The sequence below is a fragment of the Streptomyces sp. NPDC127595 genome, from assembly GCF_042671685.1.
GTDB lineage: Bacteria > Actinomycetota > Actinomycetes > Streptomycetales > Streptomycetaceae > Streptomyces.
This window is the reverse complement of sequence record NZ_JBHXWK010000012.1, coordinates 229,139-251,242: the sequence shown is the minus strand read 5'-3', so window position 1 is coordinate 251,242 and position 22,104 is coordinate 229,139. Positions and strand designations below refer to the sequence as shown.

Here is a 22,104-nt window from a genome sequence, read left to right as displayed (position 1 = left end):
TTGTCTACACTAGGGAAATTAGACCGGCAACTAGCCGGGCGTCAAGTAAGTTTGACCGGGCTTTGCCGGCCGGGCGACAGGCAGGTTTCCCAGGGAGCGCGAGGACCAGGAGAATGGGCGGCACCATGGACGGCACCAAGCGACAGCGCCGCGGGGACACCCGCCAGCGCATCCAGGACGTGGCCCTCGAACTCTTCTCCGAGCAGGGCTACGAGAAGACCTCGCTGCGCGAGATCGCCGAGCACCTCGACGTCACGAAGGCCGCGCTCTACTACCACTTCAAGACCAAGGAAGAGATCCTCATCAGCCTCTTCCAGGACCTGACACGACCGCTCGACGAGCTGATCGAGTGGGGCAGGCAGCAGCCGCACAGCCTGGAGACCAAGAAGGAGGTCCTGCGCCAGTACAGCGAGGCCCTCTCCGGCGCGGCCCCGCTCTTCCGCTTCATGCAGGAGAACCAGGCGACCGTACGAGAGCTGAGCATCGGCGAGACGTTCAAGGACCGTATGCACAGCATGCTGGACATCATCAAGGAGCCGGAGTCGGCGCTGACCGACCAGGTCCGCTGCGTCAGCGCGCTCTTCACGATGCACGCCGGGATGTTCGTCCTCAGAGACGTCGAAGGCGACCCCGAGGAGAAGCGAAAGGCTGTCCTGGAGGTCGCGATCGACCTGGTGACGCAGGCACACGGAGGCACCGCCGCCTCCTGACCTTTCCTAGACAGTCACACCCTTGGAGCGCAGGAAGGCGACGGGGTCGACGGCGGACCCGTAGTTGGCGGTCGTACGGATCTCGAAGTGCAGGTGGGGTCCGCTGGAGTTGCCGGTGCTGCCGGACAGGGCGATGCGCTGACCGGTGGTGACGACCTGGCCGACCTTCACATTGATCTTCGACAGGTGGGCGTACTGCGAGTACGTGCCGTTGCCGTGCTTGATCACGATGGCATTGCCGTACGCGGGGCCGTCACCGGCGCCGTTCGGGCCGGCCTTGACGACGGTCCCGCCGTGCGCGGCGACGACCGGGGTCCCGGTGGCCACGGCGAAGTCCTGCCCGGAGTGGGTGGACGACCACATGGTGCCGGCCTGGGCGAAGCTGGCGGACAGGGTGTACTTCTTCACCGGGTCGACCCAGGCGGCCTTGGTGGCTTTCGTCGCGGCCTTCGCCTGCGAGACGCTCGCGGCGGTGACGGTTGCGCTGCTGCTCGCGGCGGCCGCGACCCCGGCGCCCAGCACGACCGAGGCGCCGAGGCCGACGGCCAGGACGGCCGCCCGCGTGCGGATCAGGGACGTACGGGAGTGACGGGACGTGACGCGCTTCGACATGGGGACCTCACGGAGACGGGGGCAGAAAGCCCACCCGACGAGGGGACACCCGCCGAATGGACCACTCCTTGGTAACCCCCACACCCACAGACCCCCAAACACGCCATCTACGATGAAAGGTCGTACTTGACCACGAAACTTACTCCTTCTTGACAGACGCCCCATCCAGCGATGAATCCTCCCGATTTTTTACAGGAGGGTGGGTTTAACCCCACTTCGAGCAGTCCCACCCCAGGGGAACGGCCACCCCCACCCACCCCTACGGGAAGCGCCGGACGCCCCACTGAGCCCCTAACCCAAAGGTCCGTTTTGCCCACATGAACTCTTCCACTATTCCCCCTAGTAACGGACAAATCGCCTGTGGGTCATGTCACCGGGTGACGCAGTCCGGGCCCGCGCAAATGTGACGCGGCCTACGCCCGCGGCGCGCCGAATACCCACACACCCCGCGGCCGTCACCGGCGGACACCCTCCGCGAAAGTGACACCCCGGACGTCACATTCACCACCACCCCAGCCGCACTGGCGACGCTCATACGAAGCCTCAATCGCCCCCACCCACGGACGAACCGCCTGTCGGAGGCATGAAAAAGGGGCCGCCCCAGAACCGAAGTCCCGGGGCAGCCCCTCCGTTCAGGCGAGCGCGGTAGCGCCTACGCCTCCTTGCTCAGGTTGGGACCGGCCCCACCCGCGGCCTGCTCGATCGGCGGGACGTCGGGGAGGGCGGACTTCTCCTCACCGCGGAAGGTGAACTTCTTCGCGTCACCCTCGCCCTCCGTGTCGACGACCACGATCTGGCCGGGGCGCAGCTCGCCGAAGAGGATCTTCTCGGAGAGCAGGTCCTCGATCTCGCGCTGGATCGTCCGGCGCAGCGGCCGGGCGCCCATGACGGGGTCGTAACCCTTCTTGGCGAGCAGCGACTTGGCGGTCGGGCTGAGCTCGAGGCCCATGTCCCGGTCCTTCAGCCGCTCGTCCACCTTGGCGATCATGAGGTCGACGATCTGGATGATGTCTTCCTCGGTGAGCTGGTGGAAGACCACCGTGTCGTCGACACGGTTCAGGAACTCGGGGCGGAAGTGCTGCTTCAGCTCCTCGTTGACCTTGACCTTCATGCGCTCGTAGTTGCTCTTGACGTCACCGGAGGCGGCGAAGCCGAGGTTGAAGCCCTTGGAGATGTCCCGGGTGCCGAGGTTGGTCGTCATGATGATGACCGTGTTCTTGAAGTCCACGACCCGGCCCTGGGAGTCGGTCAGACGACCGTCCTCCAGGATCTGGAGAAGCGAGTTGAAGATGTCCGGGTGAGCCTTTTCGACCTCGTCGAAGAGAACCACCGAGAACGGCTTGCGACGCACCTTCTCCGTCAGCTGGCCACCCTCTTCGTAACCCACGTAACCGGGGGGCGAACCGAAGAGCCGCGACACCGTGTGCTTCTCGCTGAACTCCGACATGTCGAGGGAGATCAGCGCGTCCTCGTCGCCGAAGAGGAACTCCGCGAGGGTCTTCGACAGCTCGGTCTTACCGACACCCGAGGGGCCGGCGAAGATGAACGAACCACCGGGACGCTTCGGGTCCTTGAGACCCGCTCGCGTACGACGGATCGCCTGCGAGAGCGCCTTGATGGCGTCCTTCTGGCCGATGACCCGCTTGTGGAGCTCGTCCTCCATGCGCAGCAGACGCGAGGACTCCTCCTCGGTGAGCTTGAAGACCGGGATGCCGGTGGCCGTGGCCAGGACCTCGGCGATCAGCTCACCGTCGACCTCGGCGACGACGTCCATGTCGCCGGCCTTCCACTCCTTCTCCCGCTTGGCCTTGGCGGCCAGGAGCTGCTTCTCCTTGTCGCGGAGGGAGGCGGCCTTCTCGAAGTCCTGCGAGTCGATCGCGGACTCCTTGTCGCGGCGCACGCCCGCGATCTTCTCGTCGAACTCGCGGAGGTCCGGCGGCGCGGTCATCCGGCGGATGCGCATCCGGGAGCCGGCCTCGTCGATCAGGTCGATCGCCTTGTCGGGGAGGAACCGGTCCGAGATGTAGCGGTCCGCGAGCGTCGCGGCCTGCACCAGGGCCTCGTCCGTGATGGAGACGCGGTGGTGGGCCTCGTAGCGGTCCCGCAGGCCCTTGAGGATCTCGATCGTGTGGGGGAGGGAAGGCTCCGCCACCTGGATCGGCTGGAAGCGGCGCTCGAGGGCCGCGTCCTTCTCGAGGTGCTTGCGGTACTCGTCCAGAGTCGTCGCACCGATGGTCTGCAGCTCGCCGCGGGCCAGCATCGGCTTCAGGATCGAAGCCGCGTCGATGGCGCCCTCGGCGGCACCCGCACCGACCAGCGTGTGCAGCTCGTCGATGAACAGGATGATGTCGCCGCGGGTGCGGATCTCCTTGAGCACCTTCTTGAGGCGCTCCTCGAAGTCACCGCGGTAGCGGGAGCCGGCGACCAGTGCGCCGAGGTCCAGGGTGTAGAGGTGCTTGTCCTTGAGGGTCTCGGGCACCTCGCCCTTGACGATGGCCTGGGCGAGTCCCTCGACGACGGCGGTCTTGCCGACGCCGGGCTCACCGATCAGGACCGGGTTGTTCTTCGTACGACGGGACAGCACCTGCATGACCCGCTCGATCTCCTTCTCGCGCCCGATGACCGGGTCGAGCTTGGACTCACGAGCGGCCTGGGTGAGGTTCCGGCCGAACTGGTCGAGGACCAGGGACGTCGAGGGAGTGCCCTCGGCGGGGCCGCCACTGGCGCCGGCGGTCTCCTTGCCCTGGTAGCCGGAGAGCAGCTGGATGACCTGCTGCCGCACCCGGTTGAGGTCTGCGCCCAGCTTGACCAGGACCTGGGCGGCGACGCCCTCGCCCTCACGGATCAGGCCGAGCAGGATGTGCTCCGTGCCGATGTAGTTGTGGCCCAGCTGAAGGGCCTCGCGGAGCGAAAGCTCCAGGACCTTCTTGGCACGGGGGGTGAAGGGGATGTGCCCGGACGGGGCCTGCTGACCCTGCCCGATGATCTCCTCCACCTGCTGGCGGACCGCCTCGAGCGAAATCCCGAGGCTCTCCAGGGCCTTAGCGGCGACACCCTCACCCTCATGGATCAGGCCCAGGAGGATGTGCTCGGTGCCGATGTAGTTGTGGTTGAGCATCCGGGCTTCTTCCTGAGCCAGGACGACAACCCGCCGCGCGCGGTCGGTGAACCTCTCGAACATCGTTAATCGCTCCTCAGAGCGGTCAGGCAGTAAGGGGACGCTCCCCTCCCTGTCCTTCCGCAGCTTAGTCCCGCAAGCAGGGACCGCTCATTCCAACTGCCGACACCGTCCTTGGCCTCCTGACCCCGAACGCCGACATCTGCTCCAACCTGATGGTGCGAGACGATGTTCCCGCAGGCCAGGCAGATACCCTCTCCCGCTGTACGCCGATGGCGAACGTGAGATGCCCGAGCCATGCGTGTCGCCCCTCCCACTAGGGATGTCTTACCCGCACGCACTGACACTCCATGCCGCGCGCGCCGGTTCCCTCCGCTACGGGCGAACACCCTTGCGCCGTCGATCACCCCCGCACGCCCCCATTTCCCGCACTCTGTGCGTTCACCGGAACACCCAGCGTAACTCCGGAGCCTTTCCGGCTGTTGCTCTTGGCATGATTCCCACCGTTCCCCACCCCCGTCGGCCGCTCGATCGGAGAGATCCGAGTGACCCCGTGCGGCAGTGGTACGAGAACGAACTCGGCTGGGCGACAGTGCCCGGAGCGCCGGTACGACTTGTCACGGGCCTGCGCTTCGACGTGCTGGACGTGCCTGCGGAGGCGGGATACGCGGTTCTACGGCGGCACATGCGGCCTGGTACGGGGTCTCCGGTGGCACTTCACACGGGGCGCCCGACGCGGGGTGAGCGGATGCGGTTCCTGGTCGCCCCGGGGAGCGCGGACGAGCTGCCGGGGCTGCTCGACTGGCTGGAGTGGGGCGCCCTCACGCTGGACCTCAGGGCGATCGGCGCGGGCGGGAGCATCGAGGCTCCTGGGCCACCGGACCTGGGCACTTCACAGGGGGCGGGTTCAGCAGGGGCCTGCTCACCGGTCTCACCAGGAGCCGGTCCACCACTGACCAGTCCACAGGGGGCCGCTGTCTGGCTGCGGCCCCCCGAGCCTGGGTGCGAGGTCGAGTCCTCGCTGCCGACGATGTCGGCGCTGCCGGCACTTTCGGCCGTGGGGGGCGGTGGGGGCGCCCCCGATCTCGTACGACTCGTCGACACGATGGCGACGCAATGCCACCGGGTACGGCTGCGGCGCGTGTGCGCTCAGCCGTTGGCCTTCTCGTAGGCCTCACGAATGGCCGCGGGAACCCGGCCACGGTCATTGACCTCGAAGCCGTTCTCCTTCGCCCACGCGCGGATCTGCGCGGTGTCCTGGCTGCCACCGGAAGCGACGCGAGCCTTTCCGCGTGCACCCGAAGCGCGGCCCCCCGTACGGCGGCCACCCTTCACGTAGGCGTCGAGAAGGCCACGGAGCTTGTCCGCATTGGCAGTCGTGAGATCGATTTCGTACGTCTTGCCGTCCAACGCGAACGTCACGGTCTCGTCCGCCTCGCCACCGTCGAGGTCGTCGACAAGAAGGACCTGAACCTTCTGTGCCACCGGATTTCCTTTCATCGATAACTTCAGGGCCGCGGGACTACAGCGTCTGCCGCTGTTTCACGGCCCCTGTTATATGCAGTACTGCAGTACGTCGGAAAGCAAACCGCTTTTGCTGGAAAAACACAAACCCCTGGAGGAGACTCACTGGGCACTGACAGACCGGAAACGTGCGCGTTTCGGACATAGGGAACCTGGGCAGGGCGTTCAACCGGAATAGTTGTCGGCGATCACAGATGCAGAAGCATCCGGCTGTTGCCCAAGGTGTTCGGTTTCACTCGTTCGAGACCGAGGAACTCCGCCACGCCCTCGTCATAGGAACGCAGGAGCTCGGCGTAGACATCGGTGTCAACGGGTGTCTCACCGATCTCCACGAAGCCGTGCTTCGCGAAGAAGTCGACTTCGAAGGTCAGACAGAAAACACGTCGAACGCCGAGCCAGCGCGCGGTCTGCAGCAACTTCTCCAGCAACTGATGACCGACACCTACGCCCTTGACCGCTGGGTTCACGGCGAGAGTACGGACTTCCGCGAGGTCTTCCCACATCACGTGCAGCGCGCCGCAGCCGACAACCTGGGCGTTGTCGTCCCGTTCCGCGACCCAGAACTCCTGGATGTCCTCGTAAAGCGTCACCGTCGCTTTGTCGAGCAGGATGCGCTGTCGGACGTTCGAGTCAAGGAGTCGGCGCACGGCGGCGACATCGCTGGTCCTGGCCCGCCGGACGGTGATGGCTTTTGCGCTCGCTTCGGGACGCTCTGACGGAAGCTCCGCGGGATGCTCTGCTGGCATGAGCGGACGCTATCGCCCGCTGTCGTCGCGGCCGGAGCCGGGGTTCTCGCCGGGCGGGTTCTCCGCCCCGGGCGTTTCCGGCCCTTGGACCATACGTACGGCGTCACGCAGCGCTTGTCCCTGTTCCTCGCTCATCATGCCGAAGAACGCGACGAGAGCGGCGGCCGGGTTGTCACTCTGTGACCAGGCCTCGTTCATGAGCGCGGCCGAGTAGGCGGCACGGGTGGAGACCGCCTCATATCGATAGGCCCGGCCTTCGGCTTCCCTGCGCACCCAGCCCTTCTGATGGAGATTGTCCAAAACGGTCATCACCGTGGTGTAGGCGATGGACCGTTCCTGCTGAAGGTCTTCCAGGACTTCTCGAACGGTCACCGGGCGGTTCCACTTCCACACCCGCGTCATGACCGCGTCTTCGAGTTCTCCCAATGGGCGAGGCACAGCTCAGAACAATAGTGGGAGATCACCAACAAAAAGGGCGTACGACTCGAAAAACGTATGAGTCGTACGCCGATGAGTGCGCAGGTGAGGGCCGGATGCTCAGCCCTCGGTGCTCCGTGAGTCCTGTCGGGCGCTCTCCGCGCGCGCGAGGGCGGCGTCGACGACCGCGTCCTCCTTGGCCTTGTTGGCCCCGCCCTGGCTCTTCACGATCGTCACGATCAGCCCGATGAAGAACACGGCCATCACTACCGGGGGCACGAGCGCGGAGACATAGTCCATGGCTCCAGAGTAGCTAGCCCGCCGCGAGCTGTTGAGGGGGGTTCGCCGGTGGCGGTGCGGGCTTGCGCTTCGGGGGGAAGACCTCGCCCGGGGTGGGAATGGGGCGCTCCGGGCGCGGGGTCTTGGCCGGGGGCCGTGACTGAGGCTGCGCGGCCGGCTTCTCCGCGGGCTTCTTGGCGCCCTCGTCCGAGGCCAGGCCGCCGGGGAGGGCGAGGAGGCGGGTGCGGGACGACGGGACGGCGCGGCCGGCCAGCCGTGCGCGTACGTCCTGCTCGGCGAGCACCCGGCAGCGGTGCAGGAGGGCCGCCGCCGAGGGGTTGCCGCGCAGGGCGCGGAGCGCGGAGAGGTCGTCCGGGTTCGGGCGGTAGCCGTTGCCGAGCACCTCCTCCAGGAGCAGCAGGTAGCCGGCGGCGGTGCCGGGCAGCGCGGCCCGGTAGCGGACCAGGTCGGCCACCAGGAAGGTCCGGAGCCTGGCTCCCTCGCGGGCCGCCTCGTCGAGGGACTCGGCGAGGCGAAGGCAGTCCTGGAGGTCCTCGGCCGAGACGGGGCTGGGGTGGAGGGCGAGGGCGAGAGCGCGACGGAGCACACGCAGCTCCTCCGCACCGAACGCCATGCCGCCGCGGGATCCGTATGGCGTGGGCATGCGCCGACGATACGCGCTAATCAGACAAAACGCGCATAAGGCGAGACCGCGGCGCGCCTCACTCCGGGGGCCACGCTTCAGCCCGCCCGCCGCTCAAGGACGACACGGCACCACCCCGATCCCCAGCCCGGCCGACGTTCGTGAACGAGGAGGCGGCACAGCACCCACACCCGGTCCGGGTTGTGAGGACAGGCAGCGCCATCCCCATCAGCCCGGCCGACGTTCATGAACGAGGCAGCGCCATCCCCATCCCTCACCCACCCACGGAGGCAGCACCCTTCCCCCCGGGGCCGGGGGGTCTTTCAGCCCGTCCGGCGTTTGAGGACGAGGCCGTTCAGGCCGAAGCGGGGGTCTGGGGGCGGCAGCCCCCAGGAACGGGACGGGTAGGGGCGGAGGGGGCGAAAAACCCAGCAGCGGCCAGCCGCAGGCGCTACGTCCGGGACACGTTCCGCTCGTACACCAGCCGCAGCCCGATCAGCGTCAGCCACGGCTCGTGCTCGTCGATGACCGACGCCTCGCCGAGAACCATCGGCGCGAGGCCACCCGTCGCGATGACGGTGACGTCGTCGGGATCGTCGGCAAGCTCGCGCGCCATCCGGTTGACGACACCGTCGACCTGGCCGGCAAACCCGTAGATGATGCCGGACTGCATCGCCTCGACGGTGTTCTTGCCGATGACCGTCCGCGGCCGGGCGATCTCGATCTTGCGGAGCTGGGCGCCCTTGACGCCGAGGGCCTCGACGGAGATCTCGATGCCCGGAGCGATCACCCCACCCGCGTACTCCCCGCGCGCGGACACCGCGTCGAACGTCGTCGCCGTACCGAAGTCCACGACGATCGCCGGCCCCCCGTAGAGCTCGACCGCCGCCACCGCGTTGATGATGCGGTCGGCGCCGACCTCCTTGGGGTTGTCCATCAGGATCGGCACACCGGTCTTGATGCCGGGTTCGACCAGCACGGCGGGCACGTCCCCGTAGTAGCGGCGTGTCACCTCGCGCAGCTCGTGCAGCACGGACGGAACCGTGGAGCAGATGGCGATGCCGTCGATGCCGTCGCCGAGTTCATCGCCCAGGAGCGGGTGCATGCCCATCAGGCCCTGGAGGAGCACGGCGAGCTCGTCGGCGGTGCGGCGGGCGTCCGTGGAGATGCGCCAGTGCTCGACGATCTCCTCCCCGTCGAAGAGGCCGAGGACGGTGTGCGTGTTGCCGACGTCGATCGTGAGCAGCATGGGTCCTACGCCGCCTCGTCCGTCGACGCCTCGCGCAGGTCGAGGCCGATGTCCAGGATCGGCGAGGAGTGCGTGAGCGCGCCCACCGCCAGGAAGTCGACGCCGGTCCCGGCGTAGGCCTCGGCGGTGCCGAGGGTGAGGCGGCCCGAGGCCTCCAGGAGTGCGCGGCCGTCGACCAGGGCGACGGCCTCCGCGCACTCGTCGGGCGTGAAGTTGTCCAGAAGGATCAGGTCGGCGCCCTCGTCCAGGACCTCGCGAAGCTGGGCCAGGGTGTCGACCTCGACCTCGATCGGCAGGTCCGGGAAGGCCTCGCGTACGGCCTTGAAGGCCTGCGCCACGCCGCCTGCGGCGACCACGTGGTTGTCCTTGACCAGCGCCGCGTCCGAGAGGGACATGCGGTGGTTGACGCCGCCGCCGCAGCGCACCGCGAACTTCTCCAGGGAGCGCAGGCCCGGCGTCGTCTTGCGGGTGTCGCGTACCCGGGTGTCGGTGCCCTCAAGGGCGTCCGCCCACGCGCGCGTGGCGGTCGCGATGCCGGAGAGGCGGCACAGCAGGTTCAGCGCGCTGCGCTCGGCCGTCAGCAGGTCACGGGTGAGCGTGGTGACGGTCAGCAGCTTCTGGCCGGCCTCCACCCGGTCGCCGTCCTCGACGTGCCGCTCGACCGCGAACTCGTCCGTGCAGACCACGGAGATGACCGCCTCGGCCACCCGCAGCCCCGCGACCACACCCGCGTCGCGGGCGACGAAGTCGCCGGCGGAGACGGCGTCCTCGGGGATGGTCGCGACGGTCGTCACGTCCACGCCGTGGCCGAGGTCCTCCTGGATGGCCACGTTCGCGATGTCCTCGACCTCCAGCGGGTCGAGTCCCGCCTCGGCGAGGAGCTGCGCGAGCGCGGGGTCGAGGCCGCACTCCAGGTACGTCTCGTCCGTGTCGGCGCCACAGGCGCAGCCGTCGCCGCAGCCGCCGCTCTGGACGAGGGGAAGGTCGGGGGTGCTCACTTCGGTCACTGCTCCTGGGAAGGGGACTGACGGACCTGGCGGGTCTGCCGGGTCGGGGGGAAGTCTGCGGTGTCTGTGGTGTGTACCGCGAGCGTCCGGTCTGGATTCAGCCGTACGACGATGTGGCGGCGCCAGTCCGTGTCGTCCCGGTCGGCGTGGTCCTCGCGCCAGTGGCAGCCGCGGGTCTCCTCGCGGAGGCGGGCGGCGGTGACCAGGGCCCGGGCCACGCTCAGGAGGTTGGTGGCCTCCCAGGTGTCGACGCCGGGCTCGGCGGTCTTGCCGTTCTCGTCCAGGGCGTCGCGGGCGTCGGTGTGCAGCCGCTGGAGTCGCTCGGCGGCGTCGGCGAGGGAGGCTGCGGAGCGCAGGACGCCGGCGCCGTCCGTCATGATCCGCTGGATCGCGAACCGGGCCTCCGGGGCGAGCAGCGGGTGCGCGGGCTTGTCGGGGTGCGGAACCGGCTCGGGCACGCGCGCGTGGAGGCGGTTCTCCTCGTGCCGGGTCGCGATGTCCGCCGCGATGCGCTCGGCGTAGACCAGGCCCTCCAGGAGGGAGTTGGAGGCTAGCCGGTTGGCGCCGTGCACGCCGGTGCAGGCGACCTCGCCGCACGCGTACAGGCCCGGCACCGTGGAGCGGCCCAGGGCGTCCGTGCGGACGCCTCCGGAGGCGTAGTGGGCGGCCGGGGCGACCGGGACGGGCTCGGTCACCGGGTCGATGCCGTGGGCGCGGCAGGCGGCCAGGATCGTCGGGAAGCGGTGCTCCCACATGTCGGCGCCGAAGTGCCTGGCGTCGAGGAACATGTGCTCGGCGCCCTGCTCCTGCATCCGGCGCATGATGCCCTTGGCGACGATGTCCCGGGGCGCCAGCTCGGCCAGTTCATGCTGGCCCACCATGAAGCGCACACCGTCCGCGTCGACCAGGTGGGCGCCCTCGCCGCGTACCGCCTCGGAGACGAGCGGCTGCTGCCCCTCGGCGTCCGCGCCCAGGAAGAGCACGGTCGGGTGGAACTGGACGAATTCGAGGTCGGAGACCTCGGCGCCCGCGCGCAGGGCCAGCGCCACTCCGTCGCCCGTCGACACCGAGGGGTTGGTCGTGGCGGAGAAGACCTGGCCCATGCCGCCGGTGGCGAGGACCACGGCGGGGGCGTGCACGGCTCCCACGCCGTCGTGCTGGCCCTCTCCCATGACGTGCAGGGTCACGCCCGCGGTGCGGCCGTCGGCGTCCGTGAGGAGGTCCAGGACGAGCGCGTTCTCGACCGTCCGCAAGCCACGCGCGCGTACCGCCTCGACGAGCGCCCGGGAGATCTCGGCGCCGGTCGCGTCGCCGCCCGCGTGGGCGATGCGGCGCCGGTGGTGGCCGCCCTCGCGGGTCAGTTCCAGGGCGCCCTCGGCGGACTCGTCGAAGTGGGCGCCGGTCTCGATGAGACGGCGTACGGCGTCGGGGCCCTCGGTGACCAGGATGCGTACGGCCTCCTCGTCGCACAGGCCCGCGCCCGCCACCAGGGTGTCGTCGAGGTGCTGTTCGGGGGTGTCGCCCTCGCCCAGGGCCGCGGCGATGCCGCCCTGCGCCCAGCGCGTGGAGCCGTCGTCCAGGCGGGCCTTGGTGACGACGACGGTCCGCAGGCCCGCGGCCTCGCAGCGGAGGGCGGCTGTGAGGCCCGCGACGCCGGAGCCGACGACCACGACGTCGGCGGTGAGGGCCCAGCCAGGGGCGGGCGCGTGCAGTCGTATGCCGGTACCAGTGCTCTTACCGGTACCCGTACCTGTGCCTTGGCCGGTCACGAGGCCGCTCCGAAGGTGAGGGGGATGTTGTCGATCAGGCGGGTCGTCCCGACCCGGGCGGCGACGGCGAGGACCGCCTCGCCGGTGAAGTCCTCGTCGATCTCGGTGAAGTCGGCCGGGTCGACCAGCGCCAGGTAGTCCAGGACCAGGGGCGGCTGCATACGGGCCGCCTCGTCCAGGACGAGGCGGGCAGCCGCGCGGACACCGGAGGGAACGCCGGGGACGGCCTTGGCGACGGCGTGCGCGTCGGCCGCCGCGCGCGACTCGCCGATCGCGCTGAGGGCCTCGGCACGCGCGCGCGTGGCGGGCACTTCACGGGCACGCGCGCGCAGGGCCTCCTGGGCGGCGTGCCGGTCGCGGCCTGCGAACAGTGCCCCCGAGAGGGCGAGCGCGGTGCGCCGCTCCTGGGGCGAGAGGTAGCGGTTGCGGCTGGAGAGGGCGAGCCCGTCCTCCTCACGGACGGTGGGTACGCCGACGATCTCCACGCCGAAGTTCAGGTCACGCGCCATGCGCCGGATCACGGCGAGCTGCTGGGCGTCCTTCTGCCCGAAGAGGGCCACGTCGGGCCGGGTGAGGTGCAGCAGCTTGGCGACGACGGTGAGCACGCCGTCGAAGTGCCCGGGGCGGGTGGCTCCTTCGAGGAGCTCACCCATGGGGCCCGCGCTGACGCGGACCTGGGGCTCGCCGCCCGGGTAGACCTCGTCCACGGAAGGGGCGAACACGGCGTCCGCGCCCGTCGCTTCGGCGATCTTGAGGTCGGCGTCGAGGGTGCGCGGGTAGCGGTCGAGGTCCTCGCCCTTGCCGAACTGGAGGGGGTTCACGAAGACCGTGACGACCACTTCGCCCTCTTCGCCGGCGATCTCCCGAGCGGTGCGGATCAGGGTGGCGTGGCCCTCGTGCAGGGCGCCCATGGTCATGACGACGGCTCGACGGCCGCCGCGCACGCGCGCGTGCAGCTCGTCGGCGGTGCGCAGGAGGGCGGTGGTCGTGGTCATCGGGAACTCCCGTCGTTGCGCAGGAGGGCGAAGTTCATCGGAGGCTCCCGCCGCCGGGGAGGGGGGCGGCCGTCATCGGAGGCTCCCGTCATCGGGCAGGAGGACGGCGGTCATCGGTCGCTCCCGTCATCGGGCAGGGCCGCGCCGTTGGCGAGTACCCCCAACAGGTCCTCGGCCAGTTCCGGCTTGAGGAGCCCGTGGGCGAGCGCGCGGTCGGCGGTCGCGCGGGCCATCGCCAGATAGCCCGGGACGGTCCCCGGGGCGTGCTTGCGCAGCTCCGCGACGTGCGCGGCGACCGTGCCCGCGTCGCCGCGCGCGACGGGCCCGGTGAGGGCCGCGTCGCCCGACCGCAGAGCGTTGTCCAGGGCGGCGCCGAGGAGCGGGCCCAGCATCCGGTCGGGGGCTTCCACGCCGGCGGCGCGCAGCAGCTCCATGGACTCGGCGACCAGGGTCACCAGGTGGTTGGCGCCGAGCGCGAGGGCCGCGTGGTAGAGCGGCCGGTTCTCCTCGGCGATCCACTCGGGCTCGCCGCCCATCTCGATCACCAGGGCCTCGGCGGCCAGCCGCAGCTCCTGGGGCGCGGTGACCCCGAAGGAGCATCCGACGAGCCGCTGTACGTCCACAGGGGTGCCGGTGAACGTCATCGCGGGGTGCAGGGCGAGCGGCAGCGCGCCCGCCCTGAGCGCCGGGTCGAGCACGCGTGCGCCGTACCGCCCCGAGGTGTGCACGAGCAGTTGCCCGGGTCGCACGGCCCCGGTCTCCGCGAGCCCCTCCACGAGCCCCGGCAGGGCGTCGTCGGGGACGGTCAGCAGCACCAGATCCGCCCGCGCCATCACCTGCGCCGGGGTGACCAGCGGCACGTCGGGCAGCAGCTGCGCGGCCCGCCGTACGGAGGCGTCGGAGACTCCGGAGACGGCCACCGGGCGGTGCCCGGCGAGCTGGAGGGCGGCCGCCAGAGTGGGGCCCACCCGGCCGGCGCCGACGACGCCGACAGTGAGCCGCGCGGGGCGGTCCCTGGGATCTGGCTGTTGGAATGTGCTCACTCGACGACGGCCTTCCCGTTCCAGTCCGCTCGGGGTACCGGACGATGTACCGGACGATTTCTCGTCATGTTAACGCGATTGCTTCGAGGGGCGTTTTCGTTGTCCACAGGCTGTGGGTTTCCGCAGGTCCCGGGGGTGCGGAAATCGGGGTGCCACAGCGGCCTCGCGCGTTGCATCATCCGGGGATGAGCGATACGGCGAGTGAGACGGCGGCAGAACCGGTGGACCAACCCGCGGAAGAGACCGATGAGCAGAAGCGAGGGCGCCGTGTCGCCGCCTGGCGGGCCGCCCGGCGGGTGCTGTGGCGCCCCAGCTACCAGACCACGGTCCGCGACCGGCTGGCGTGGCTCAACGACGGGGCGGAGGGCGTCTACGACCTCGACCAGCCGGTCGACATGTACGGCGACCGGCTCGTGGAGACCCTGGAGGAGCGGGTCGCGGGCCTGCTCGGCAAGGAGGCCGCCGCCTTCTTCCCCACCGGCACCATGGCCCAGCAGATCGCCCTGCGCTGCTGGGCGGGCCGCACCGGGAACCCGGCCGTCGCGCTGCACGGGCTGAGCCACCCGGAGAAGTATGAGCGGCACGCGTTCAGCCAGGTCAGCGGTCTGCGTCCGGTCCATGTGACGGACGAGCCGAGGCTGCCGACCGCCGAGGAGATACAGGACATCGCGGAGCCCTTCGGCACACTGATGCTCGAACTGCCCCTCAGGGACGCCGGTTTCCTGCTGCCCTCCTGGGAGGAGCTTTCCGAGACCGTCGCGGCCGCGCGGGAACGTGACGCCATGGTGCACTTCGACGGGGCCCGGCTCTGGGAGTGCACCGCCCATTTCGGCCGCCCCCTGGACGAGATCGCGGGCCTCGCGGACAGCGTCTACGTGTCGTTCTACAAGTCGCTCGACGGACTCGGCGGGGCGGCGATCGCGGGCCCGAAGACGCTGATCGACGAGGCGAAGACCTGGCGGCACCGGTACGGCGGCATGGTCCTCCAGCAGTTCCCGACCGTCCTGGCCGCGCTCATCGGGCTGGACCGGGAGCTGCCGCGGCTGCCGGAATACGTGGCCCACGCGCGCGTGGTCGCCGCCGCCCTGCGCGAGGGGTTCACGGAGGCCGGGGTCCCCTGGGTACGCGTCCACCCCGAGGAACCGCACACCCACCAGTTCCAGATCTGGCTGCCGTACGCACCCGATGTCCTCGGGGACACGGGGCTGCGGCAGACCGAGGAGACGAAGACCGGCCTCTTCGGGCAGGGCTGGGCGCGGGGCGGCCCGGGACTGGCGTACACCGAGGTCACAGTGGCGGAGCCCGGCCTGGAGTGGACGGCTGAGGACGTCAAGGCGGCCGTACGCGACTTCGTGGACCGGCTGCCGCACTGACCACCGGTCACCGGCCGGCGTGCAGCCACCGGCCCAGGGCTTCCCGCATCCGCCCATGGGCCGGGCGGCCCGCCAGCACCGCGCGGAACCGCCGGTGGTCGCGCAGCTCGCGTACGGCCTGCCAGTCGTGCATGCCGGGGGCCGGAGGGGCGGCGTCGCCGTGCTGCCGGGCCCGGTAGGTGTCGAGGAGGTACTGCTGGGTGACGCTCATGGCGGATCGCCTCTCGGGACGGGGAAGGGGATCCGTGGGCCCCGCGCGGTGTGCCCCGGTGACCCCAGCCTGCGCCTGCTCAGGCCGTACGTCGCCTCGATTGACGGCTGCGGTCAATCGACGGCGGCGTTGTCAGTGGCGGGGTGCACCATGAGGTCATGAGCGTGCACATCGACATCACCGGGCTGCGGCGGGAGGACATCGCCGTCGTGCCGTCACCGCTGGCCGAGCTCGGGATGGCACTGCACGCCCTGTCCGAGCCGGGTCACCACCCCGGGCTGCAGGGCTGGGCGACGGGGGTGAGCGCACGCCTGGAGCCCGATCTCGCGGACCGGATGTGCGAGGCGGACTTCCTGTGGCGGACGACGTTCTCCGACCTGTTCCTGCCCGCCGCCGGGATCCCGGGAGGCACCACCCTGCCGGGCGCGACGCTCGCCGAGGACCTGGACCTGCTGGACAAGCTGACGGACGAGCAGTTCGTGGACGCGGCCCTGGAGTTCACGTGCGCGGCGGCGTACGACTCGGAAGGGCCCACCGCGCTCTCCGACCCGGAGGTGCGCCGCCGAGCGCTGGAGCTGGCCGCCTCGCGCGGGCCGCAGCAGGCGCGGTTCACCAGGCGGCTGCTCGACGATCCACCGACCGTCCGGGCCTGGCTGCGGCGGTTCCTGGAGGACTGCGAGGAGGCCTTCTTCGCCGAGGCCTGGTCCCGACTGCGCCACCAGCTCGCGGCGGACGCCCGGCACAAGTCGGAGCTGCTGCGGCACAAGGGCCTGGGTGAGGCGCTGGCCTCGGTGTCCCCCGCGACAGCGCTGGACGAGGCGGCCGGGCGGATCACCGTCGACAAACTGGCCGAGGGCCGCACCGTCACCGCGGACGTCGGCCTCCTCCTCGTGCCCACCAGCCTCGGCCGGCCGCACCTCATGGTGCTGCACCGATACCGCTGGCAGCCGGTGCTGCACTACCCGGTCAGCTCCCCCGAGCTCGCCGCCCCGCCCTCGGTCGAGCAGCTGACCCTGCGGATGACCGCGCTGTCCCACCCGGTCCGGATGCGGATCTGCCGCCACCTGGCCCGCAGCGCGTACACCACGGGCGAGCTGGCGCAGGTCCACGGGATGAGCGCCCCCGAGATATCCCGGCACCTGAGCGTGCTCAAGAAGGCGGGCCTGATCACCACACGGCGCCGGGGCCGGTATGTGCTGCACCAGTTGGACGTCACGGTCGTGGCCCGGCTGGGGAGTGACTTCCTGGAGGGGATCCTGCGCTGAGCGCTCCGGTGGACCTGGAGGGGATCCTGCGCTAGGGAGGCCTCCCCCGGCCGAGCCGAGCACCGGGCCTCCTGCCTTGGCTCAGTCGAGCCGGATGTGCCGCGCGCTCGTCCACGCCCGCCGCAGCCGCCCCCGCACGAGCCCGTCCCGGTTCGGTGTGAGGGTGAGGCCCGCCAGTACCGCTATCCGGTCCGCCGTCCTGGCGACCGTCGTGTGGTCGGTCCACAGGTGCTCGGCGAACTCCGGCTCGCGCAGCCGCTCCAGACAGTGGTCGAGCTCTTGCACGGCCCAACTCTCACGGCGCGGCGGCGCGTTCTTGCCGGCGACGTACTGCAGGAGGTGACCGAGGCCGCGTTCGCGCAGCCGCTTCAGTACGGTCTCGCGTTCGGCGAGGAGCGTGAAGTGGCATACGTCGTGGCCCATTTCGCGCAGCCGGCCGACGGTCTCCTCGAAGTAGCGGGGATCCGTGACCGTCATGGGGGCGATGACCACCCCGTCGTGCTTGCTGAGAGCCAGGTCGAGCACCTCGACCACGCCCTGCCGCCAGGACGTCAAGTCCTGGAAGTTGCCGCGCAGTTCCGGCGGCAGCATGCGACGCAGACCGAACCCGGCGTGTTCCGGGTCGCAGACGACGCTGTCCGGCAGCCGTCGCTGGATCTCGTGTGCGGTTTGCGTCTTGCCGCCCCCGAAGGGCCCGTTGATCCACAGGAGCATGCGCAGACCCTAGTGTGCGCCGGTCACGCGCCGGTCACACCCCCCTCGTTCACACCGTCAGGCCTGTCCGCCCGCCCGAACCAGCCCCGTCTCGTACGCGAGGACGACCACCTGCACCCGGTCGCGCAGCCCCAGCTTCGTCAGGATGCGCCCCACGTGCGTCTTCACGGTCGCCTCGGAGAGCACGAGACGGGCCGCGATCTCGCCGTTGGAGAGGCCCTGTGCGACAAGGATCATGACTTCGCGCTCACGGCCGGTGAGCCGTTCCAGCTCCTTGTGCTGGGGCTCCTTGCCGGCGTGCGGCAGCAGCGGCGCGAACCGGTCGAGCAGGCGCCGGGTGGTGGAGGGCGCGACCACGGCGTCGCCGCTGTGCACGGAGCGGATGGCCGTGAGGAGTTCGCCGGGCGGCACGTCCTTGAGCATGAAACCGGAGGCGCCGGCCTTCAGCCCGGAGAAGGCGTACTCGTCGAGGTCGAAGGTGGTGAGGATCAGCACCTTGGGCGGGTTGGGGTCGGAGCAGATCCGGCGGGTCGCCTCGACGCCGTCCAGCTTCGGCATGCGTACGTCCATCAGCACCACGTCGACCTCGGCCGCGCGCAGCACCTGGAGGGCCTCGACGCCGTCGCCCGCCTCGGCCACGACCTCCATGTCCGGCTGGGCGTCAAGCACCATCCGGAATCCGGTGCGCAGCAGCACCTGGTCGTCGACGAGCATCACGCGGATCGCCATCGGGGGCCTCTTCCGTTTCCGTCAAAATTCAATGCAATTCAATTCAAGTCAAGATCAAGGTCAGAGCGAGGCGCCGCGGGGAGGCGGCCGCAGGTGGTGTCAGTTCGCGGGCTTGAGCGGCAGCAGAGCGCTGATGCGGAAGCCGCCGCCGGGACGCGGCCCCGCGTCCAGGGTGCCGCCGACCATACCGACGCGCTCCCGCATACCGATCAGGCCGTGCCCCTGGCCGTCGGCGCCGCCCTCCTCGTACAGCTCGTGGGGTGCGCCCTTGCCGTCGTCCTCGACGAGCAGTCCGAGGCCGTCGTCGAAGTAGACCAGGCGCACGCTGGCGCCCGTGTTCGGGCCCCCGTGCTTGCGCGTGTTGGTGAGCGCCTCCTGGACGATGCGGTACGCCGTGAGTTCCACGCCGCTGGGGAGGGGGCGCGGGGTGCCCTCGACCTTGAAGTCGACGGGGAGGCCCGAGGTACGGCACTGCGCGATGAGGTCGTCGAGCTGCTCGACGTCGGGCTGCGGCACGTACTCGCCGCTCTCCTGGTGCTCGCCGGTGCGCAGTACGCCGAGCAGGCGGCGCATCTCGGCGAGGGCCTGCCGGCCGGTGCCGGAAATGGTCTCCAGGGCCTTCCTGGCCTGCTCCGGGGCGGTGTCCATGACGTACGCGGCGCCGTCGGCCTGGACCACCATCACCGAGACGTTGTGCGCGACGACGTCGTGCAGCTCGCGGGCGATCCGGGCGCGTTCGGCGGCGACCGCGACCTTGGACTGCGCCTCGCGCTCCTTCTCCAGGCGGGCGGCGCGCTCCTCCAGCTGGGCGAGGTAGGCGCGGCGGGTGCGGATGGAGTCGCCGAGCACCCAGGCGAGCGCGAAGGGCACCGTCTGGAAGACGGCTATCAGGACGACGCCCACCGCGCTCGTGTCCGACTGCGGCCAGCGGATCTGCGAGATGGTTCCCGCGGCCAGACCACCGGTCAGCGCGAAGCGGGAGGCCCAGCGGGCGCCGTCCGCGGCGACGGTGTAGATGATCACCAGCATCGCGAAGTCGGCCGCCATCACCTCGACGTCGAGCGCGAGCTGTACGACGCCCATCGCGGCGACCAGGAGCAGCATCTTCTCGGGCATCCGGCGGCGCAGCGCGACGGTCAGGGAAAGGACCACGGCGATCGGGAAGGCCACCTCGGGCGACCCGTGGTAGTTCTCCCGGGCCCCCGCGACACTGGTCAGATTCACGCCGGAGATCCCGAGCAGGACGACAGCCCAGAAGCTGTCGACCCACGTCGGGTGCCTGCGGAGGAAGTCATAGAGGCGCTGCACGTAACCCAGAGTAGGGAAGCGTGCAGTGTGCAGGGGTCAACCGGAGGATCGATCCGCGAGCGCCGGGCGTACTCCCCAAGGTGGAGGCCCGGGGGTCCCCGCCGCTTAGCCTGACTCCGTGAGACGTGAGGAAACGGACGACTTCCGGGGCCGGCGCGAGGCGACGACGGACGGGTTCCAGGACCGGCGCGCGACGACGGAGGACGGGCTCCAGGGCTGGCGCGCGGCGACGGAGGACGGGTTCCCGGGCTGGCGCGCGGCGACGGAAGAGGCGCTGTACGGGCCCCGAGGCTTCTATCGCAGGCCCGAGGGGCCGGCCGGCCACTTCCGTACCTCGGTGCACGCCTCCTCGCTCTTCGCGGGCGCCGTGGCCCGGCTGCTGTGCCGCGTCGACGAGGTGCTCGACCGCCCGTCCCCGCTCGCCTTCGTCGACATGGCGGCGGGCCGCGGCGAGCTCGTGACCGCGGTCCTCGCCGCGCTCCCCGCCGAAGTGGCCTCCCGCGCGCGCGGGTACGCCGTCGAACGCGCCGAGCGCCCGGCCGGTCTTGATCACCGGATCGAGTGGCTGGCGGAACCCCCGAAGGGCGTCTCCGGACTACTGTTCGCCAACGAGTGGCTGGACAACGTGCCCGTGGAGGTCGCCGAGGTGGACTCGGAGGGCGTGGCACGCGTGGTTCTCGTACGCCGGGACGGGACCGAACGCCTCGGGGAGCCGGTCGCGGAGGCGGAAGCGGAATGGCTGCGGAAGTGGTGGCCGCTGTCCTTCGAAGGAGCCCGCGCCGAAATCGGGCTCGCCAGGGATGCCGCCTGGGGAACCGCCGTCGCCTCCCTCGGACGTGGTCTCGCCGTGGCCGTCGACTACGCGCACACCCTCGGCGCGCGGCCGCCGTTCGGGACCCTCACCGGCTTCCGGGAGGGGCGGGAGACGGTGCCCGTCCCGGACGGCTCCTGCGACATCACCGCGCACGTGGCGCTGGACGCGTGCGCGCTGCCCGGGGGGCGCGTGACGACCCAACGGGATGCGCTGCGTGCGCTGGGCGTGAGCGGCGCACGCCCGGCGCTCACGCTGGCGTCCACAGACCCCGCCGCATACGTGCGCGCCCTCGCGAGCGCCGGCGCGGCGGCCGAACTGACCGCGTCCGGCGGCCTGGGCGACTTCGGCTGGCTGCTCCAGCCGGTTGGAATTCCCCGCTTGCCCAGCAACGGGCCGCTTGCCGGTGGCCTACTTGTCGATGTCCCCGACCACGAAGAACAGTGACCCCAGGATCGCCACCATGTCCGCGACCAGCGTGCCCGGCAGCAGTTCGGTGAGCGCCTGGATGTTGTTGAACGAGGCAGAACGCAGCTTCAGCCGGTACGGGGTCTTCTCGCCCTTGCTCACCAGGTAGTAGCCGTTGATCCCGAGGGGGTTCTCGGTCCAGGCGTACGTGTGGCCCTCGGGCGCCTTCAGGACCTTGGGCAGCCGCTGGTTGATCGGGCCCGGCGGAAGGTCCGCGAGCCGGTCGAGGCAGGCGTCCGCGAGGTCGAGCGCGTTGTGGGTCTGCTCCAGGAGGCACTCGAAGCGGGCCAGACAGTCGCCCTCCTGGCGCGTGACCACCTTGAGGGTGTCCTGGAGTTCCCCGTACGCGAGGTACGGCTCGTCCCGGCGGAGGTCGAAGTCGACCCCGGAGGCGCGCGCGATCGGCCCGCTCACGCCGTACGCGTGCACGGCCTCCGGCGTGAGCGCCCCCACGCCCCGCGTACGCCCCCTGAAGATCTCGTTGCCGAGCACCAGGTCGTCGAACCGGTCCATACGGGAGCGCAGGGCGGCGACGGAGGCACGCGCGCGGGTGGTCCATCCGGCCGGAAGGTCCTCCTTGAGGCCGCCGACCCGGTTGAACATGTAGTGCATACGCCCGCCGGAGACCTCCTCCATGACGTGCTGGAGCTCCTCGCGTTCCGTGAAGGCGTAGAAGATCGGGGTGATTCCGCCCAGCTCCAGGGGGTACGAGCCCAGGAACATCAGGTGGTTCAAGACGCGGTTCAGCTCGGCGAGCAGGGTGCGCGTCCACACCGCGCGCTCGGGGACCTCCATGCCGAGCATCCGCTCGACGGCGAGGACGACGCCCAGTTCGTTCGCGAAGGCGGAAAGCCAGTCGTGGCGGTTGGCGAGCATGATGATCTGGCGGTAGTCGCGCGCCTCGAAGAGCTTCTCGGCGCCGCGGTGCATATAGCCGATGACCGGCTCCGCGCGCTGGATCCGCTCGCCGTCGAGGACGAGCTTCAACCGCAGCACACCGTGCGTGGACGGGTGCTGGGGCCCGATGTTGAGCACCATGTCGGTGCTCTCCGCGGCGCCGCCGATACCGACCATGGTCTCCGTCGTGGGAGTCATGGGCACAGTGTCTCGTAC

At 70.3% G+C, this 22,104-nt stretch carries 22 protein-coding genes; 5 read left to right on the top strand and 17 right to left on the bottom strand.

Going from position 1 to position 22,104, the window contains the following annotated elements; all coding sequences use genetic code 11:
* Window positions 1–113: 113 nt before the first annotated feature.
* Window positions 114–710 carry a TetR/AcrR family transcriptional regulator gene (locus tag ACFVKT_RS32635; RefSeq protein WP_385738227.1) on the top strand — a complete coding sequence of 199 codons (597 nt, stop codon included), beginning with the start codon at window positions 114–116 and terminating at the stop codon, window positions 708–710.
* Between the two features lie 6 nt (window positions 711–716).
* Here the strand turns inward: ACFVKT_RS32635 and ACFVKT_RS32630 are convergent, their stop codons facing one another.
* Together ACFVKT_RS32630 and ACFVKT_RS32625 are read right to left on the bottom strand one after the other, a co-directional pair.
* Complete coding sequence (locus tag ACFVKT_RS32630) at window positions 717–1,322, bottom strand: M23 family metallopeptidase (RefSeq protein ID WP_385738225.1); 606 nt, start codon at window positions 1,320–1,322, stop codon at window positions 717–719.
* A gap of 652 nt (window positions 1,323–1,974) precedes the next feature.
* Window positions 1,975–4,503 (bottom strand): ATP-dependent Clp protease ATP-binding subunit, encoded by a 2,529-nt coding sequence (locus ACFVKT_RS32625; protein WP_385738223.1) that lies wholly within the window; start codon window positions 4,501–4,503, stop codon window positions 1,975–1,977.
* Window positions 4,504–4,933: 430 nt separating this feature from the next.
* Here ACFVKT_RS32625 and ACFVKT_RS32620 point away from each other — a divergent pair, with 430 nt between their 5' ends.
* On the top strand, window positions 4,934–5,611 hold the full coding sequence (locus ACFVKT_RS32620) for an SCO3374 family protein (RefSeq protein WP_385738222.1): 678 nt from the start codon (window positions 4,934–4,936) through the stop codon (window positions 5,609–5,611).
* On the opposite strand, the gene ACFVKT_RS32615 is transcribed toward ACFVKT_RS32620, so the two are convergent.
* From ACFVKT_RS32615 to ACFVKT_RS32570, 10 genes are all read right to left on the bottom strand, one after another.
* Window positions 5,590–5,925, bottom strand: coding sequence for an Lsr2 family protein (locus tag ACFVKT_RS32615; protein ID WP_365429573.1), 336 nt, complete (start codon window positions 5,923–5,925; stop codon window positions 5,590–5,592). The genes ACFVKT_RS32620 and ACFVKT_RS32615 overlap by 22 nt on opposite strands.
* 227 nt (window positions 5,926–6,152) lie before the next feature.
* Window positions 6,153–6,710 (bottom strand): amino-acid N-acetyltransferase, encoded by a 558-nt coding sequence (locus ACFVKT_RS32610; RefSeq protein ID WP_385738220.1) that lies wholly within the window; start codon window positions 6,708–6,710, stop codon window positions 6,153–6,155.
* Between the two features lie 9 nt (window positions 6,711–6,719).
* The gene (locus tag ACFVKT_RS32605) at window positions 6,720–7,112 is read right to left on the bottom strand and encodes a BlaI/MecI/CopY family transcriptional regulator (protein WP_385738304.1); all 393 of its coding nucleotides are present in this window, start codon (window positions 7,110–7,112) and stop codon (window positions 6,720–6,722) included.
* A gap of 135 nt (window positions 7,113–7,247) precedes the next feature.
* The gene (locus ACFVKT_RS32600; protein ID WP_385738218.1) at window positions 7,248–7,427 is read right to left on the bottom strand and encodes a hypothetical protein; all 180 of its coding nucleotides are present in this window, start codon (window positions 7,425–7,427) and stop codon (window positions 7,248–7,250) included.
* Between the two features lie 13 nt (window positions 7,428–7,440).
* Window positions 7,441–8,040, bottom strand: coding sequence for a hypothetical protein (locus ACFVKT_RS32595; RefSeq protein WP_385738302.1), 600 nt, complete (start codon window positions 8,038–8,040; stop codon window positions 7,441–7,443).
* Window positions 8,041–8,500: 460 nt separating this feature from the next.
* Entirely contained in the window at window positions 8,501–9,298 is a 798-nt protein-coding gene (locus ACFVKT_RS32590; RefSeq protein WP_385738217.1) for a type III pantothenate kinase, read from the bottom strand.
* A 5-nt stretch (window positions 9,299–9,303) separates the two neighbouring features.
* On the bottom strand, window positions 9,304–10,296 hold the full coding sequence (nadC, locus tag ACFVKT_RS32585; RefSeq protein ID WP_385738300.1) for a carboxylating nicotinate-nucleotide diphosphorylase: 993 nt from the start codon (window positions 10,294–10,296) through the stop codon (window positions 9,304–9,306).
* A gap of 5 nt (window positions 10,297–10,301) precedes the next feature.
* Entirely contained in the window at window positions 10,302–12,074 is a 1,773-nt protein-coding gene (locus tag ACFVKT_RS32580) for an L-aspartate oxidase (protein WP_385738215.1), read from the bottom strand.
* Window positions 12,071–13,069: a pantoate--beta-alanine ligase gene (panC, locus tag ACFVKT_RS32575; RefSeq protein ID WP_385738213.1), complete on the bottom strand. Its 999-nt coding sequence runs from the start codon at window positions 13,067–13,069 to the stop codon at window positions 12,071–12,073. The genes ACFVKT_RS32580 and panC overlap by 4 nt, the downstream gene beginning before the upstream one ends.
* Before the next feature lie 110 nt (window positions 13,070–13,179).
* Window positions 13,180–14,112 carry a Rossmann-like and DUF2520 domain-containing protein gene (locus tag ACFVKT_RS32570; RefSeq protein WP_385738211.1) on the bottom strand — a complete coding sequence of 311 codons (933 nt, stop codon included), beginning with the start codon at window positions 14,110–14,112 and terminating at the stop codon, window positions 13,180–13,182.
* Between the two features lie 185 nt (window positions 14,113–14,297).
* Between ACFVKT_RS32570 and ACFVKT_RS32565 the strand changes: the two genes are divergently transcribed.
* Entirely contained in the window at window positions 14,298–15,485 is a 1,188-nt protein-coding gene (locus ACFVKT_RS32565; protein WP_385738210.1) for a threonine aldolase family protein, read from the top strand.
* A 7-nt stretch (window positions 15,486–15,492) separates the two neighbouring features.
* Here ACFVKT_RS32565 and ACFVKT_RS32560 read toward each other — a convergent pair whose 3' ends face one another.
* The gene (locus ACFVKT_RS32560) at window positions 15,493–15,696 is read right to left on the bottom strand and encodes a hypothetical protein (RefSeq protein ID WP_385738209.1); all 204 of its coding nucleotides are present in this window, start codon (window positions 15,694–15,696) and stop codon (window positions 15,493–15,495) included.
* 158 nt (window positions 15,697–15,854) lie between these two features.
* Here ACFVKT_RS32560 and ACFVKT_RS32555 point away from each other — a divergent pair, with 158 nt between their 5' ends.
* Window positions 15,855–16,961, top strand: coding sequence for a DUF5937 family protein (locus ACFVKT_RS32555; protein WP_385738207.1), 1,107 nt, complete (start codon window positions 15,855–15,857; stop codon window positions 16,959–16,961).
* 81 nt (window positions 16,962–17,042) lie between these two features.
* Here ACFVKT_RS32555 and ACFVKT_RS32550 read toward each other — a convergent pair whose 3' ends face one another.
* From ACFVKT_RS32550 to ACFVKT_RS32540, 3 genes are all read right to left on the bottom strand, one after another.
* Window positions 17,043–17,675, bottom strand: coding sequence for an AAA family ATPase (locus ACFVKT_RS32550; protein WP_385738205.1), 633 nt, complete (start codon window positions 17,673–17,675; stop codon window positions 17,043–17,045).
* Window positions 17,676–17,732: 57 nt separating this feature from the next.
* Window positions 17,733–18,404 carry a response regulator gene (locus tag ACFVKT_RS32545; protein WP_385738203.1) on the bottom strand — a complete coding sequence of 224 codons (672 nt, stop codon included), beginning with the start codon at window positions 18,402–18,404 and terminating at the stop codon, window positions 17,733–17,735.
* Between the two features lie 99 nt (window positions 18,405–18,503).
* Window positions 18,504–19,712 carry a sensor histidine kinase gene (locus tag ACFVKT_RS32540; protein WP_385738201.1) on the bottom strand — a complete coding sequence of 403 codons (1,209 nt, stop codon included), beginning with the start codon at window positions 19,710–19,712 and terminating at the stop codon, window positions 18,504–18,506.
* 274 nt (window positions 19,713–19,986) lie between these two features.
* On the opposite strand from ACFVKT_RS32540, the gene ACFVKT_RS32535 reads away from it, so the two are divergent.
* Window positions 19,987–20,970, top strand: a complete 984-nt coding sequence (locus ACFVKT_RS32535) for an SAM-dependent methyltransferase (protein WP_385738298.1) — start codon at window positions 19,987–19,989, stop codon at window positions 20,968–20,970.
* Here the strand turns inward: ACFVKT_RS32535 and ACFVKT_RS32530 are convergent.
* Window positions 20,935–22,086 carry an NADH-quinone oxidoreductase subunit D gene (locus ACFVKT_RS32530; protein ID WP_385738199.1) on the bottom strand — a complete coding sequence of 384 codons (1,152 nt, stop codon included), beginning with the start codon at window positions 22,084–22,086 and terminating at the stop codon, window positions 20,935–20,937. The two genes, ACFVKT_RS32535 and ACFVKT_RS32530, sit on opposite strands and share 36 nt — an antisense overlap.
* Between the last annotated feature and the right edge of the window lie 18 nt (window positions 22,087–22,104).